This window comes from Sporomusa sp. GT1 (genome assembly GCF_014634905.1).
Classification (GTDB): Bacteria; Bacillota; Negativicutes; order Sporomusales; family Sporomusaceae; genus Sporomusa; species Sporomusa sphaeroides.
In genome coordinates this window covers 39045-55017 of sequence record NZ_BMBX01000017.1, presented here as the reverse complement: position 1 = coordinate 55017, position 15973 = coordinate 39045, and the positions used below count along the sequence as shown (strand labels likewise).

Sequence of the window (15973 nt, the reverse complement as noted above, 5' to 3'; positions counted from 1 at the left end):
GTCCTGTCGTGATATAGTATTCACAGTAACTAGCCAAAGTGACTGTATTTCGCCAAAAACACATGTTATCTTTAAATTACTCTCTTTTTCGTTTCGTTTTTTTGTTTAACTAATATATATATAATGGATAATAAAACACGAAACATTGTATATACAAAACCAACGTGCGACATACCGGGTAACATAGTAAACAAAATGATATGCAGTAGTTTCTAAAACAAGAAACTACTGCATATCATTTTGCATAATAGCAGTTAATCGCTTTATTCGTGTCATAGAGAAGGTTATATGGAATATATTTTTAATTAGGGGCCGTCTAACACCCGGTGTGTATCTACAGACTGGTTCCCCAAAACAAATAGGGATTTTATTCTGTTTTGTGCCTGGAACGGAGCGAAAGGAATGGATATAATCATGGAATATAACAAGGCAACCATACAAACGATCATCGAAAGTCTTGGCCTGACCGAAGATATTCAGGTGGACGATATCCCTGATATAAATCTTTATATGGACCAGCTATTAGAGTTTCTTAACAATAGGCTTTATTGGCTAAAAAGAGAGTCAGCTGACAAGGGTCTAACAAAAACCATGATCAACAATTATACCAAAGATCAACTGTTGATACCGCCTCAAAATCGAAAATATGGAAGACAGCATATTATGCTTCTAATATTGATTTCCCAATTAAAAAGCATTCTTTCAATTAGTGATATCAAAAAAATCTTTGCCCCTATTTTGAACGATATTAATACCCCTGATGATGATGTTATTCCTCTCCAAGAGATATACATAACCTTCCTGGAGTTAAGAAAGGAACAGTTCGCAGAATTCTACGATACTTTTGAGGAAAAAGTCAAATATATAGAGAGCAAAACAGCTGCTATAGAAACAACTAACCGGAATGCGGCTGAGCTTCTTTTAATCATCTTGATGCTGGTTGCTCAGGCCAATGCTTCGAAACGTCTGGCAGAGAAAATGATTGATACCTTTTTTACCGGCAAGGAAGAATAAAAGCGGCATGTCAACAACAACGTGTCCAAGGCGTGCCGGTGCGGCAGTATAGCGCGGACAAGCTGTAGCGCATCATCAGCTCTCATAGATGGAAATTAGGTACATGTTGACTAAAAATTGTTAAATAAGTATAATATAGTTGTCACAACAATCATGATGGTGGTATAAATGGAATTTAAATTGAATGACTCCTTGGGGTTTATCTTAAATAAGACGAATGCAAAACTCAAAAATGAATTGCTGCAACGACTCAAAGAATACGATGTTACACCAGAGCAATGGGCCATACTTAATTGTTTATGGGAACAAGAAGGTGTTACCCCTAAAGAGTTGTCAGACAGAATCGACAAAGATAAACCCAATACAAATCGCATTTTAGAGAAATTACAAATGAAAGAATTGATTGTCCGAAAACCTCATCCTGTAGATAAAAGGGCTTTTCAAATATTTCTGACTGACAAAGGGTGGGCAGTGAGGGAACAATTAATTCCCAGGGCTAAAGAACTATTAGATAAAGCAACAACAGGAATCGATGAACATAAAGTGACAGAATTGAAAAATATGTTAAATCAAATTTACTATAATATTAAATAGGTTTTTTTTACAGTTATAGTTGTCATGACAACTATAACTGTAAATAGTATATTCATTATAATGTATGAATTTTAATATGCTGTTTTGTGTTATTTGAAGTTGCAGCTAAATAGAAAGGGGATGATAGGATGCACTGTGCAAAACGGTTCGAATAAAAAGGGAGGAAGGGAGAAATAATTCTTAGAAGGTCAGGACAGCCCTGCGAAAAAGTATGCATAATGTTAGGAGGAAAACAGACTATGAAAAGTGAACTGGCAAGTAGGCTAAAGCTTCGTTACTCGCCTGTAGCTGTTTTATTTACCAATGAAAAGCCTGAAAAAGCACTCGAATTTGCCGAGCAAAAATGGGGTTGTGTAGCGGCAATGCTTACAGCAGCGACTAAAGGCAGGACAGTTGTATTTAGCCGTAAAACTTTTGGATGTCTAGGTGGTGGAGTTGGACTAGGGTTGGGAAATCTCTACAGTGGCTTTCCAGGCGGTATTACTAATTTTCTTTCTACCGGAAGTGGGGAGGGATACCCGCCTGGCGAGGCCTATAAAAAGACACCGGCAATGGCTCAAAGCTTTGTAGATCACCTGCCGATAACTGATATACCTGAGCAGTATGTGGTATTTAAGCCGCTGGCAGAAGTAGACGAAGATAAGGAAAAACCAGAGGTTATTGTATTTTATGTGAATCCCGATCAGTTATCTGCCATGGTGGTCTTGGCTAATTATGGCCGATCAGAAAGTAGCGTCAAAATTCCGTTTGCGGCAGGCTGCCACTCAACCTGCTTATTACCTTGGAGTGAAGCGGCCCAAGAGAAACCTAATGCAATAGTAGGAATGATTGATATTTCCGCTCGTCCTGTTATTGATGCCGATTTGCTCTCTTTTAGTATGCCTTTAAGTCTATTTAAAGAGATGGAAAGCAATGCTCATGGTAGTTTTCTCGACAAAGAAGCTTGGAGTAAAGTCGCCAAACGTCTCTAGTCTCTGCTGGAATATTATCATTGCAAAACAGTTCGCTTGTTGCAGGCTAAAGATTATGACTATCAAGCTAACGGGCTGCCTCGTATATGGTAGTATAAAATAGGTTACTCTTACAACTGTGATTGTTATGACAACTACAGTTGTAAGAGTATTATGAGGGTTGTTATCTAAGTGATTTATTATACAGCCTTGCTTGGCTATCGTGAGCCGGAACGAGGGTGTAGTAGCTTGTAGGTCATGACGCCGGCAAAGAGGCTTGCGTTTCTATTGTGAGATATGATATAATTATCTAAAAGTAAATATTGATTGGGGTTCTAGGAGGAGTCTGTTCAACAACAGGCTCTTTATTGTTTTTTCTGGAAAATAATAACAGAGGTGAGCGCTATTCATGGCATTGGTAGGAGTGCTTGGAGGAGCCTTTATGTGTTTTGAGAGGAATAAGCATCCATGATTAAATGCTTATTTTGATGTGCTATTCATCGTACCTTACGATATAGTATATATTAGGAAATTGAATATCCCTTGGATTTTTGGAGGAGCCTGTTCACAACGGGTTCCTTTTTGTTTTTTTGGGGGATGATAACAATGAGACAGGAGGATGAATTATGGAAAAACAAGCAATCTTGGCAATTAGTGTATTTTTATTGACTTATGCATTTATTATTTCTGAGAAAGTACACCGCACTATTGTAGCAATGATCGGTGGCATAATCATGTTGGCCTTGGGGGTTGTTAGTCAGGAAACTGCACTTCATCATATCGATTTTAATACATTAGGCTTATTGACTGGTATGATGATTATTGTTGCCATAACAGGTGAAACGGGATTATTCAAATATATAGCCATCGTAGCTGCAAAAAAAGCAAAGGGAGACCCCTTAAAAATTCTTTTTTTATTGGCTATCATTACCGCTGTATCTTCTGCACTTCTTGATAATGTCACAACTGTATTGCTGATGGTTCCAGTAACCCTTAGCATCACTAGGCAGTTAAAAGTCAATCCTGAACCTTATCTCATTACCGAGATTATCGCATCTAACATTGGTGGTACGGCTACTCTAATTGGAGATCCTCCGAACATTATGATCGGCAGTGCGGTAAAGGAGCTTTCATTTATGTCGTTTATTAATAATTTGGCGTTCATTTCAGCGGTAACTTTAATTATAACCCTGATTATTTTACTCTTAATATATCGTAAGCAGCTTAAGACTACAGAGGCGTTAAAATCAGGACTTATGAGTTTGGATGAAAAAAAGGAATTAAAAGACAAAGTTCTTCTAAAGCAGAGTTTAATAGTGTTAGGCCTAACTATCCTCGGCTTCTTTCTACACCAGCTTCTTCACTTGGAGTCGGCAACAGTAGCACTGGGGGGAGCCTTTATCTTGTTATTGCTTACAAGTAAAACCGATCATGACCTTGAGCATGCTTTTAGCCGAGTAGAATGGACTACAATTTTCTTTTTTGTAGGTCTTTTTGTAGTAGTCTCTGGTCTTATCGAAACAGGGATTATCAGTAGTTTGGCTCGAAGTGCCATCGCGTTTACCGGTGGGGATATTAAGGTTACGGCTATCTTGATTTTGTGGTTAAGTGCAATTGCCTCCGCATTTGTGGATAATATCCCATTTGTTGCTACAATGATACCAATGATTCAGGACATGGGGTTAATGGGAATTGCGAACTTAGAACCTTTGTGGTGGAGTTTAGCATTAGGGGCTTGTTTTGGTGGAAACGGCAGTTTAATTGGTGCCAGCGCAAACCTAATCGTGGTAGGATTAGCTGCACAAGAGGGAGTCCATATTTCGTTTATGCGATTTTTTTTCATAGGTTTTCCGATAATGTTACTATCTGTACTTATAGCGACTGTTTATGTATATATTCGCTATCTGGCGGTGTAGGTTCAATTTTAAATTATATAATAGCCTTAATAAACAGTAATTGACAAGCTTCTCATAGTCCTTAAGGCTTTGAGAAGCTTGTTTGGGAGGTAAATGAAAATGGATCAAATAGAACCCATATTACAATCGGTTCGCAATACTCTGACCCCTATTATGGGGATGCAGAATAAAACCCAGCCTTACCCACAGAACATGAGGGAGGCAATAATTCGCTTTTTTATGTTTGAAGCCGGATTTTCTCATATGTTTGCTGATAAGAACAAAAATAAGCATGATGCGTATTATGTAGCAGCGCATCTGGTCCGTTCGGTTTCCTGTCTTAACCAGGTACTGTTCGCACTCAACGGTGAGTACTGTATCAATGAGAAAAAAGCTGTCCGCATGATTGACGGATTTCAGGTCAAACCGCCTGAGTATGGGCGGAGGATAGAAAATTTATTCTCGTTAGCTGGACACGAAGAAGAACAGGCATGTACATGCCTGAAAAAATTAATCGATGATGTAGAAAAACTGGTTCGAGAGGTTTAATGAAACTGCGGTCAAGAGTAAGTATCCCTTAGTTTCTCAATCTATTTATCATCTTGGCGACTAGCTGTGCCACTTGACGACCGTAGCATATTAACTCCCGGAATTTCTGCAGCTCATTTGCTGTTGCTGTTTCCGGAACTTTGTCAAGGCTATTCACACTACTATCTAAGGTTTTCTTTCCTTTATTGATAATAGTAATAAGATTACGTGAATGCGTTATTAATTGCTGTAATTGCCAATGCAATTGTTCCCATAATAGCTTATGTGACTCAATAGCAGCGTTGTTGATATTTACCCTTTCTCTGAAAATGTGATATTTCCAAATCTCGAATGCAAGCACAGCCGGTAACACGATTGCCATTGTGACAGCCATGATTTTTAAGGTTAAAGGGTTAGAAGCCGAGTTATAAACAGTGAGGCTCCAATCAGGGTTCAGGCTGGACACAATCAACCTGGGAAACAAGCCGGTGAAGATGGCAGCAACAGTGGAAATAATTGCAGTGGTACTAAAAATAAAACTGAGTACATATTGGTGATCCTTTAAGTACCGGCAGCAAAAAAGTAACGCTAAGAATAGTGCGGCCAAGGCCACGGCAGGAACAAGTTTTGCTGTCAGGTCGGTACGCAGAAATGACAGGAGGATGAATCCTGCAGACAAAAGTATTGCGTACTTACTGGTAGTGAGACCGATTTTTCTGACCTGCGGCGTAAAGCGATGATCCAATCGCAGGGTGAGGAAAACTGTTCCATGGAGCAGGAACAGGAGGGTGAAAAATAGGCCACCGGTCAGTGAATATATGCTTAGTAAATCGCCGAAAGTACCCACATACTGCTTTTCACCGTCTATGGGTAATCCGTACAGCAGGTTGGCAAGGGCGATTCCCCAGAGCAAGGCGGGTATTATACTGCCGAGAAATATGCTCCAATCCCAAAACTTCCGCCACGCCGGGTTGTTATCCTGATTACGAAATTCAAAGGCTACGCCACGCAGAATCAACGTCACGAGGATAAGCAGCAACGCAAGATATAACCCGGAGAATAAAGTGGCATAAACGTCAGGAAAGCCGGCGAACAGTACTGCGCCGGCGGCAATTAGCCAGACTTCATTTCCTTCCCATACGGGAGCTATGGTTTGGAGTATTGCTCGTTTCTCACTTTCCGACTTGCCAAGGAAAGGGTGAAGCATGCCAACGCCGTAATCAAAGCCCTCCAATAACAGATAACCCAAAAGCAAAAAACTGAACATGATAAAACATACCGTGTTTAAATCCATTGATTCACCTGTTTTATTCCTGGGCGTTGCCAGGGCCTTTAAGGATAATTTTACGAGCAATATAAAGGGCTGCTAAAGCGACGCCGGCGTATACCACCGCGTATGCTAGTAAAGAGGTCCATATACTTGCCGAAGACACGACCTTAGAGACGCCTTGCTGCGTCAACTGCAACCCGTAGACAAGCCAAGGCTGCCTGCCCATCTCAGCCATTATCCAGCCCATGGTGCTAGCCAGGTACGGCAGAGGGAGGCTCCACATCGTAGCTTTTAACAAACCCGGACTGCATTCGAGCTGCTGCTTTCGGCAATACCATGCATTGAGAGCGGTAAGAAAAACCAGCCAGAAGCCGATAGCGACCATGCCCCGGAAACTCCAGAATAAAAGCGTCACCGCCGGTATATAGTATCCTGGACCGTACCTTTCTACAAACTCGGCCTGCAGGTCATTCATCCCTGTCACGGGAGCGTTTAAACTATTATAGGCCAAGGCGGAGAGTCCCGACGGCAGCGCTAATTGATAAGTATTTCTTCGATTCTGCTCATCGATCAGTGCGAAGAAAATGAATGGGGCTGGCTCGATGGTTTCCCACAGAGCCTCCGAGGCCGCCATCTTCATGGGCTGGGTATGCGCAAGATACTGATTATAAAAATGACCGGTACCAACAACTGAAACAGTAGATATCATGGCGCATACCAGACCTATTTTAAAAGATCGCAGGAATAAGTCCAGATGCTCCCTGCGCAGCAGGTAGTATGCGCTGACAGCCATAACAAAATATCCGGCCAGCACTAGGCCGGATAGAACGGTGTGGGAATATTGATAGAAGAGATACGGATTTGTTATAAACGCTGCCAGATCGTTCAGTTCCAGGCGTCCGTTGTTAAATACGTAGCCCACAGGATGCTGCATGAAGGAATTGGCTGACAGAATCCAGAACGCCGAATAGTTGGCAGCTACCGCCACCACCCAGATGAGGCTAAGGTGGACACGCCGGGAAACTTTGTTCCAGCCGTACACCCATATTCCAATTGCCACCGATTCCACGAAGAACGCGGTTAAGGCTTCAAACGCTAAAGGCGGCCCAAATACGCTGCCGACAAACCGGGAGTATTCTGACCAGTTCATACCGAACTGAAACTCGTTGACAAGGCCGGTTTCGATGCCGACAGCATAGTTGACCAAAAACAACTTGCCCCAGAATTTTGCCATTAACTTGTAATTTTGCTCTCCCAGGCGAACATAAAATGTCTCCATCAAGGCTACTAAGATGGATAACCCGAGGGTAAGCCCCACAAACCAGAAATGGTATGTCAGCGTAAGGCCAAATTGTAATCTTGCCAATATCAGTGTGGTATCGTCCAAGGTGCCCTCTTAGTGTAAGAACGTTTCTTTTAAGTATTTACTCTTTTGGTATTTTCTATGAGGCAATGGCTTCCGGGCTGAAATCATCTTAACTGGCTTTATGTCCATTCAATTTAGCAAAAATTAACACCTCCATCAACATTTACACAGAACATATGTTCTGGTATTATGTAAATGGAGGTGGCTGTGATGAGCGATCATACTATCGATTTACTGAGTATCCCTATTTACCGGCAGATGGCTCGGATAGTTTACGTCGACCGGTGTATGGTGAAGTGGGCGGGAATGCTCCTGTCTGAGCACAACGAGCAGATGAAAGAGAAAGAAGACAAAAGCGATGGGGCTCGTTGATTTTTCTCGTTTTCCCCGCAGGAGCGTATTGTGCATTGACGCAAAGTCATTCTTTGCGTCCGTAGAGGCGGTGCGACGGAGGCTTGACCCACTGGAAGCCTATATTGCTGTAGTATCGGATGTAAGGAGAGCCGGTGCGATTGTACTGGCCAGCAGTCCGAGGGTTAAATTGGAATATAATATCAAGACCGGAAATCGACTCTTTGAAATTCCCAAGCATTCGCCGATAATGGTAGTAGAGCCAAATATGGCGCTGTATATCAATATGAACCAGGCGATACAGAATATATTCCGCCGCTTTGTAACAGATGAAGATCTGCACGTTTATAGCATTGATGAGTCTATATTGGATGTTACCGCATCGCTAAATTTGTTTGGACCGGCGGAAGCGATTGCGGAGGCCATCTTAAAGACGGTAAAGGACGAGTTAGGTCTTATTGTGACGATAGGCATTGGCGATAATCCGCTTTTGGCAAAGCTGGCCCTGGATAATGAAGCTAAAAAGCGTCCGCCGTGGATGGCAAAATGGACGTATGAAATGGTGCCGCAAACAGTATGGAAAATACAGCCGCTGACTGCGTTTTGGGGCATATCCAGAGGATATGATAAGAAACTTAAGCAAATGGGCATTTATACGATTGAGGGGCTGGCTCACGCCGATCCGGTGTGGCTGCAGAAAACTCTAGGCGTAATGGGGTTGCAGTTATATTACCACGCATGGGGCTTGGATGCCAGCATCATTAGCCAGAAGGAACGGCCGAAAAGTAAATCCTATAGTAAAAACCAGATATTAATGCGGGATTATTATGTAAAAGCAGAAATTCTAATGATCATCAAGGAAATGGTGGGAGACGTATGCGCCAGGCTGCGTAAGCACCAGGAAAAATGCCAGGAGATATATTTGGGAATAGGGTATTCGGATCGGAATTTCAGGTCAGGTTTTACTGCGCGAATTAAGCTGATTCGCCCGGAACACTCAACAGATATCATTAGTGAAGCGGCACGCCAGGAGTTTTGTGAGCGGTGGCAGGGTGAACCGGTACGATCGGTAAATATTACTGCTGGGAAAATCGTTTCACAAGGACATGAGCAGTTGGAACTGTTTTTTGCAGGAGCAGAAAAGAACCATGCTATAGATAGAGTAATAGATGAACTTCGGCAGCGATTTGGCAAAAAAACGATCTTTTATGCTGGGTCGATGGCTGGTGGAACCTTCCTTGAACGGGCAGATTATGTGGGCGGACATAAAGGAAAAAGTGAATGATCGTCTTTTTCTCGTTGATTATGCAGACCAAAGCCCGCATTGCGGACTTGTGGCCTGCATTTTTTATTGCCTGGATAACTATAAGCATGTGTATGATGTTAAGAAAATGATTACACAAGAATAAGATGAAGAATACTAGGAGGTAACAGGTTGTACTATATCTTTTCATAATCCTGTTCAAATCGCAGGATATTCCTGCGGTAAGCGACAAAACTGCGATTTAACAGGAGGATTATAATGGCATTACTGATTAAAGCAAAAGACATGCCCTCTATTCAAGGGCTTACTGCTTGATGGATAACCAGGGTGCCCTTTGCGGCGTAAAGAGATAGACGAATTGAAAGGAAGTGCCAATATGCCGATAGCGCCAGATAAAACCAAGCTATATCCCAACGAAAATATTAAAACAGTTTGCTATATCAAGAACCTGCCAGCTAAGCCAAATGTGGAGATTGGCGATTATACGTATTACAGTGACAACAAAAACTCTCCCGAGAATTTCTACGAATGTATCCAGCATCATTATGAGTTTCTTGGGGATAAACTAATCATTGGGAAATTCTGTGCTGTTGCTGAAGGTGTAACCTTTATTATGAATGGAGCGAACCATCGTATGGACGGTATTACAACCTATCCGTTCAATATCTTCGGCGGCGGCTGGGAGAAGGCCGCACCTGCCGTGGAGCAGCTGCCGTTTAAAGGGGATACAGTGGTCGGCAATGATGTATGGATTGGGCAGAAGGTTACGATTATGCCGGGAGTTAAGATTGGTGACGGCGCAATTATTGCCGCCAATGCGACCGTAACAAAAAATGTAGAACCTTATGCGATCGTCGGCGGCAACCCGGCCCGATTGATAAAAAAGAGATTTAGCGACGAAATGATTGAACTGTTGTTAAAGCTTCAATGGTGGAATTGGGATGAGCAAAAGATATTTAATAATCTTGAGTTATTGGTTTCCGGTAATGATATTGTTACAGTTAAAAAGTTGTTGGTGAATTAAAGGCGCAGAAACTAGAATTGGCAGGTCTGCAACAATAACTCTCATAGAGACTGCAAGCGTTTATCGCCTGGTAAATGCGGCTGCCTGATTGGTTTTGATAACAAACAGCGAAGGGGGAATCTGTACGAATTCGTATGTGCTTGGTTTGCAGGAGATTGATAAAACAAAGCTTATGGCAATCGGTGGCAAGGGCGCTAACCTGGGGGAGCTATCAAGGATTGAGGGGATACGGGTACCGGATGGTTTTTGCGTTACTACCGAAGCGTATAAAAGAATAATTGACCAATCGCCTGAGTTTAACCTATTGCTGGGTCAATTGTCCCTTCTAGAGGCAGACGACAGACAGAGAATCGCTGAAATCAGCGTCAGGATTCGCCAAATCATCGAAGCGATAGCCATCCCTAAAGATATTAGTGAAGACATCACTGGCTTTCTCTCCAGACTTGGTGAAAAAGATGCCTATGCAGTACGATCCAGCGCCACGGCAGAGGATTTACCGACAGCCTCCTTTGCCGGCCAGCAGGATACGTATTTGAACATTATCGGCAAGGAGGCAATCCTAAAGCATATCAGCAAGTGCTGGGCATCGCTGTTTACCGAAAGGGCAGTAACTTACCGCCTTCAAAACGGCTTCGACCACCGTAAAGTCCACCTGTCTGTGGTTGTTCAGAAAATGGTTTTCCCACAGGCGGCAGGCATTTTGTTTACTGCCGATCCCCTCACTTCGAATAGGAAGGTGTTATCCATTGATGCCGGCTTCGGCCTTGGCGAGGCCTTGGTCTCCGGCCTGGTGAATGCCGATATCTATAAAGTGTGTAACGGCAAGGTTATCGATAAAAAGATATCCGTCAAGAAGCTGGCTGTTTATGCCTTAAAAGCTGGCGGTACGCAAGTGCAGGAGACCCCGCCTGAACGGCAGAATAACCAAGTACTGACAGATGAGCAGATTTTGAGCCTCACGCGCATGGGCAGAAAGATCGAGGAACATTTCGGCCATCCCCAGGACATTGAATGGTGTCTGGCTGATGATAGCTTTTATATTGTCCAGAGTCGGCCAATCACCACTTTATACCCCATCCCTGAAGCGAAGACCCAGGAAAATCACGTCTATGTATCTGTCGGTCATCAACAAATGATGATCGATCCCATGAAGCCATTGGGATTATCTTTTTTTCTGTTAACGACTCAAGCACCCATGCGTAAAGCTGGTGGAAGGTTGTTTGTTGATGTCACAGATAATCTGGCTTCATCCGATAGCAGAGACATTTTATTAGAGGCTATGGGACACTCCGATCCGCTCATAAAAGACGCACTCATGACCATAATTGAGCGGGGAGATTTCATAAAATCATCACCGGCTGATAACAAAGACCAAAGTTCCGGTAACAACAAGCAAGATATGCCGTCTTCGGGTTCTTTTGCACAAAGCGAATACGATCCGACCATTGTTTCTGATTTGATTAAGCGTAGTCAAGCATCGATAGCAGAGCTAAAACGAAATATTCAAACAAAATCAGGCTCAGATTTATTTGACTTTATCCTGGAAGATATCCCGCAGTTAAAGAAGATTTTATTTGACTCACAAAGTTTGACCGTGATTATAGCTGCTATGGAGGCTTCAGCATGGATCAATGAAACCATGCTGAAGTGGTTAGGTGAAAAAAACGCAGCCGACACACTTTCTCAATCTGTACCAAACAATATTACTTCGGAAATGGGTCTGGAACTATTAGATGTTGCAGATGTGATTCGTCCTTATCCGGAAATAATCGAGTATTTGCAACATATAACAGAAGATGACTTTTTGGAGGAAATAGTTAAATTTGATGGTGGTCAGGCAACCCAAGACGCCATTTATGCTTATCTCAATAAATACGGAATGCGATGTGTCGGGGAAATCGATATTACGAAAACTCGCTGGAGTGAAAAGCCAACTATACTTGTCCCCATGATTCTCAGCAATATCAAAAACTTTGAGCCTAATGCCAGCAAGCGGAAATTTGAGCAAGGGCGACAAGAAGCTTTGAAAAAAGAACAGGAGTTATTAGACCGATTGAAGCAATTACCGGATGGTGAACAAAAAGCCGAAGAAACAAAACGAATGATCGACCTGATCCGGAACTTCAGCGGGTTTAGGGAATATCCAAAGTACGGAATGATTAATCGCTATTTCGTTTATAAGCAGGCCTTACTGAAAGAAGCCGAACAGCTGGTGCAAGCAGGCGTTATTCAGGACAAAGAAGATATCTGCTATCTTACTTTGGAGGAACTTCGCGAAACCGTACGCACCAATAAACTGGACTATCTGATCATCAGCCAGCGAAAAGACGAGTACAAGGTATATGAAAAACTAACTCCCCCACGTGTTATTACGTCTGATGGCGAAATCATCACAGGTAAGTACAAACGAGAAAATCTCCCCGCCCAAGCTATTATCGGGCTGCCTGTTTCTGCCGGAGTGATAGAAGGACGGGCACGGGTCATCCCAAGTCTGGAAGATGCTGAACTGGAAGATGGAGATATATTGGTTACCGTTTTTACTGACCCCAGCTGGACACCCTTGTTTGTATCCATAAAAGGACTAGTCACCGAAGTTGGTGGACTGATGACCCACGGAGCAGTAATCGCCCGTGAATATGGCTTACCGGCAGTTGTCGGAGTAGAAAATGCTACCAAGCTGATAAAAGATGGAGAGCGGATTCGTGTGCATGGAACAGAAGGGTATGTAGAAATCCTATAAGTGCTTTATTGGATATTTTCAGTCGGAAAACTGATGATAAAAGTCGTTCCTGCCGGCGAAGTCTCCACATCGATCTTCGCACCGTGCCGCTCGACGATACGGTAGCAGACCGCAAGCCCCAAACCGGTGCCGTTATCCTTGGTAGTCAGGAAGGGGGTACCCAGCTTGTTCAGCACTGATTGTGGTATGCCTTTGCCTCTGTCGCGGACCGAGAGCACCACTTTTCCGTTCGCGAAGCTGGTTGTAATGGTCAGCTCACAGCCGGGCTTCATGGCTTCGAAGGCGTTGCGGGTTAGGTTGAGAAGCAGTTGCCGGATTTCCTTCGCATCCATGACAAAATCCGGAACGTTACCCGCATTGATAGTAAGCTGGTGGCCGGTATGAAGGGCTTCCGCCTGCAGCAGCGGCACCAGCGCGCTAATGACGGCATTTAGATTGTTTTTTTTCATCTCGGCAGTCTTGTTCTTAGCCAGGGACAGGAAATCGCTGATAATGGTATTGGCCCGGTCGAGTTCTTCTATCATGGTAGTTAATTGCTCGCGGTATGTGGCGTATTCTTTCTTGAGCATCATTTGCAGGTAGCCGCGCACCGTGGTCATAGGATTTCTCACCTCGTGACCGATGGCGGCAGCCATCTCGCCGACGGTGTTCAGCCGGTCAAGGCGGTGTAGCTCGGCTTCCAATTGCTTGTCTTTGGTAATATCCTTTAGTATCATTAGTCTGCATTCTTCGACGCCGAGCTTGATGAGATCTGTTGAGCATAACATGTTGATGACTGCACCGGATTTTGCCCGGTAATTCACCGGGAAGTTTTGCAGCTTGCTCTTTTGGCAGGAAGGTTCATATACGTTGGCAATACAATTCTTATCATCTGCCACAATATTTAATTCTGCAGGTGTCCGGCCAACGACCTCTTCGCGGCTGTATCCAAGAATATCGACAAACGCCTGATTGACATCAATATATTGGCCATCCTTTATACGGACAATAGTAATTATATCAGGGCTTTTCTGGAATATCTGCTGAAAGCGGTCTTCAGACTGACGTAGCAGAAGTTCCTCCATCTGTTTGCGCACGGTGATGTCGTTGAACAGGATAGCCACTTGCCGCTGTTCAGGCTTCCCGACCCGGAAGGCGTAGATGTCGTAGAAACGGCCAAGGGCTACAGACGACTCCTGAAAACGGGTAGATTCACCGGTGAGGGCAATGCGCCCATAAATGTCGAACCAGTATTGTTCATTGTCTGGAACTATCTCCCGCATGCAACGACCTGCAGCGTCTAAAAGCCCTGTTTGCCGTTCGAAAGCCTGGTTTACTTCAAGGAAGCGGTAATCAAGCGGGCGATTATTATCGTCAAACAAGACCTCAATGATGCAGAACCCTTCATCGATTGAGTCAAAAAGATCGCGGTATTTTCTTTTACTATCCCGCAGCGCCTCCTCAGCCCTCACTCTTTCGACCGCAGCCCAGGCGCGCTCGGCGATTTCCATAGCCAATTCCACTTCCGGGTCTGTCCAGGTACGGGGGCTGCATTGTGTAACGCAAAGAATTCCAACAGGTTTCCCGCCCTTTACCACCGGTACATTAAGATAGGAATTTACTTTCAATTGAATACAGAGCTGCCTGAGACTCTCATCCACTAGCTCTGATGTATGCACGTCACGGACAGTAAAAGGCTGACCGGCAGCTATAAGGGATTTATGGATAGGGAGGTTGCTAAGGGGATATACACCGGCAATCGACGGCAGAGCGCCGCAGGCAGCATCCTGCCGGATGACTGCGTTATCATCCTCGATCTCACAGTAGTAGCATCTATCTGCGCCAAAGTAGTCCATGGCTGTGCGGGTAACGGCGCCATGGATTTCAATCGGAGCAGATAATGGACGCAGTGTGTCACTCAATTTTAAAAGGAATAGCTGCCGTTCGTCGCAGTCCTTCAGCTTTTGCCCGGTTCGCTTTTCTTCGGTGATGTCCCTGCATATTGCGACAGCCCCGGTGATATTGCCGAGGCGATCCTTTATTGGCGCACAGTTAAACCTGCGGTACCTCAGTTCGCCTGAATTCAAATGCCGTATGATTTCTTCGCCGTTGACGGTCTCGCCTTTGAGCGCCCGGAGCAAAGGCGTGTTTACCCGCAGACGGGGTGTTCCGTCAGGCTCTAAAATCTCCAGTACATTCACAATTTCTGCTATCGGCATGCCGTTGGACTGCAGACCAAGCGCCTTTTGGGCAGTTGGGTTCAAAAATGTCACTTTACCCGCCATGTCGGCAATCCACACCTCGTCGTCAATACTGCCCAGGATAGCTCTTAGCCAATCCTTCTCCTCCGCAATCTGAGAGAGCAGCTGATCCCGTTCTGCTTCCGCCTGCGTACGTTCGGTGATATCCTGGAAAAAGACGGCGATGCCGCCGTCTGATGTGGGATAAGCGTGGGCGTCAACCCAAACTTTCAGGTTGGGAGAGTATGCTTTCCAATGGACCGCAATGCGTTCGCAGGCAGCTCGGTGATGCATTTTCCAGCCTACGGTCTCAGGCTCCGGAAAAAGGTCCCAGAGCACGGTTCCCAGAAGCTCTTCCCGAGGACGTTGCCACCATTTTTCCATCCTGTGGTTGATATACGCCAAGCGCCAGTCGGCATCTACCGCATAAAAGGCGTCGGTGGTGCTCTCCAGGATTTTTTCGACAGTTAACCCTATTTTTGGTATTCTCGAAATTTTTTGGGAATTCATTAGAGGCCCCCCTAGTGTGATATTCCATTTTCTTGCTCTTATATTCTGCAATGTTTTGCAAAATCCCTCCGGTGCACTATGTACGTTGCGATTCTGCGGTTTACTTGCGGAGCTGGTTAGTGCCGTAAACCTCTGCCTACGCATCAAAAGAAAACACCGCCCGTAAAGCCAGGTAGCGCCTGGATTCGCGGGCGGTGGAGAATTATGGAATCATTTAATAGGGGAACATTTTCCGCTGCCGCACCGAA

General features: G+C 44.3%; 11 protein-coding genes. 8 read left to right on the top strand and 3 right to left on the bottom strand.

The genetic code is table 11. The annotated features are described in order from the left end of the window. The first annotated feature begins 402 nt into the window (after nucleotides 1-402). The 5 genes from GT1_RS16565 (at nucleotide 403) to GT1_RS16545 (ending at nucleotide 5002) form a co-directional block, all read left to right on the top strand. Nucleotides 403-1014 (top strand): DUF1836 domain-containing protein, encoded by a 612-nt coding sequence (locus GT1_RS16565; protein ID WP_223226315.1) that lies wholly within the window; start codon nucleotides 403-405, stop codon nucleotides 1012-1014. Between the two features lie 168 nt (nucleotides 1015-1182). Next, complete coding sequence (locus GT1_RS16560) at nucleotides 1183-1608, top strand: MarR family winged helix-turn-helix transcriptional regulator (RefSeq protein ID WP_075756759.1); 426 nt, start codon at nucleotides 1183-1185, stop codon at nucleotides 1606-1608. A 239-nt stretch (nucleotides 1609-1847) separates the two neighbouring features. Continuing rightward, nucleotides 1848-2579 (top strand): DUF169 domain-containing protein, encoded by a 732-nt coding sequence (locus GT1_RS16555; protein WP_188399642.1) that lies wholly within the window; start codon nucleotides 1848-1850, stop codon nucleotides 2577-2579. A 605-nt stretch (nucleotides 2580-3184) separates the two neighbouring features. Then, the gene (locus GT1_RS16550; RefSeq protein ID WP_188399641.1) at nucleotides 3185-4474 is read left to right on the top strand and encodes an ArsB/NhaD family transporter; all 1290 of its coding nucleotides are present in this window, start codon (nucleotides 3185-3187) and stop codon (nucleotides 4472-4474) included. 99 nt (nucleotides 4475-4573) lie between these two features. Continuing rightward, nucleotides 4574-5002, top strand: coding sequence for a hypothetical protein (locus GT1_RS16545; RefSeq protein WP_188399640.1), 429 nt, complete (start codon nucleotides 4574-4576; stop codon nucleotides 5000-5002). 28 nt (nucleotides 5003-5030) lie between these two features. On the opposite strand, the gene cydB is transcribed toward GT1_RS16545, so the two are convergent. Both cydB and GT1_RS16535 read right to left on the bottom strand, forming a co-directional pair. Beyond that, nucleotides 5031-6275 carry a cytochrome d ubiquinol oxidase subunit II gene (gene cydB / locus GT1_RS16540; protein ID WP_188399639.1) on the bottom strand — a complete coding sequence of 415 codons (1245 nt, stop codon included), beginning with the start codon at nucleotides 6273-6275 and terminating at the stop codon, nucleotides 5031-5033. 13 nt (nucleotides 6276-6288) lie between these two features. Next, nucleotides 6289-7638 carry a cytochrome ubiquinol oxidase subunit I gene (locus GT1_RS16535; RefSeq protein ID WP_188399638.1) on the bottom strand — a complete coding sequence of 450 codons (1350 nt, stop codon included), beginning with the start codon at nucleotides 7636-7638 and terminating at the stop codon, nucleotides 6289-6291. Nucleotides 7639-7975: 337 nt separating this feature from the next. Here GT1_RS16535 and GT1_RS16530 point away from each other — a divergent pair, with 337 nt between their 5' ends. The 3 genes from GT1_RS16530 (at nucleotide 7976) to ppsA (ending at nucleotide 12996) form a co-directional block, all read left to right on the top strand. Continuing rightward, nucleotides 7976-9253, top strand: coding sequence for a Y-family DNA polymerase (locus GT1_RS16530; RefSeq protein WP_188399637.1), 1278 nt, complete (start codon nucleotides 7976-7978; stop codon nucleotides 9251-9253). A 355-nt stretch (nucleotides 9254-9608) separates the two neighbouring features. After that, a complete protein-coding gene (locus GT1_RS16525; protein WP_188399636.1) occupies nucleotides 9609-10256 on the top strand; it encodes a Vat family streptogramin A O-acetyltransferase in 648 nt (215 codons plus the stop codon). 136 nt (nucleotides 10257-10392) lie between these two features. Further along, entirely contained in the window at nucleotides 10393-12996 is a 2604-nt protein-coding gene (gene ppsA, locus GT1_RS16520) for a phosphoenolpyruvate synthase (RefSeq protein ID WP_223226314.1), read from the top strand. Nucleotides 12997-13001: 5 nt separating this feature from the next. Here ppsA and GT1_RS16515 read toward each other — a convergent pair whose 3' ends face one another. Next, nucleotides 13002-15725, bottom strand: a complete 2724-nt coding sequence (locus GT1_RS16515; RefSeq protein WP_188399635.1) for a PAS domain S-box protein — start codon at nucleotides 15723-15725, stop codon at nucleotides 13002-13004. Nucleotides 15726-15973 lie beyond the last annotated feature (248 nt).

Excerpts from the sequence above, each read along its gene's own strand:
- GT1_RS16565 (WP_223226315.1), top strand. The coding sequence starts at position 403 with ATGGATATAATCATGGAATATAACAAGGCAACCATACAAACGATCATC.
- GT1_RS16560 (WP_075756759.1), top strand. The coding sequence starts at position 1,183 with ATGGAATTTAAATTGAATGACTCCTTGGGGTTTATCTTAAATAAGACG.
- GT1_RS16555 (WP_188399642.1), top strand. The coding sequence starts at position 1,848 with ATGAAAAGTGAACTGGCAAGTAGGCTAAAGCTTCGTTACTCGCCTGTA.
- GT1_RS16550 (WP_188399641.1), top strand. The coding sequence starts at position 3,185 with ATGGAAAAACAAGCAATCTTGGCAATTAGTGTATTTTTATTGACTTAT.
- GT1_RS16545 (WP_188399640.1), top strand. The coding sequence starts at position 4,574 with ATGGATCAAATAGAACCCATATTACAATCGGTTCGCAATACTCTGACC.
- cydB (WP_188399639.1), bottom strand. The coding sequence starts at position 6,275 with ATGGATTTAAACACGGTATGTTTTATCATGTTCAGTTTTTTGCTTTTG.
- GT1_RS16530 (WP_188399637.1), top strand. The coding sequence starts at position 7,976 with ATGGGGCTCGTTGATTTTTCTCGTTTTCCCCGCAGGAGCGTATTGTGC.
- GT1_RS16525 (WP_188399636.1), top strand. The coding sequence starts at position 9,609 with ATGCCGATAGCGCCAGATAAAACCAAGCTATATCCCAACGAAAATATT.
- GT1_RS16515 (WP_188399635.1), bottom strand. The coding sequence starts at position 15,725 with ATGAATTCCCAAAAAATTTCGAGAATACCAAAAATAGGGTTAACTGTC.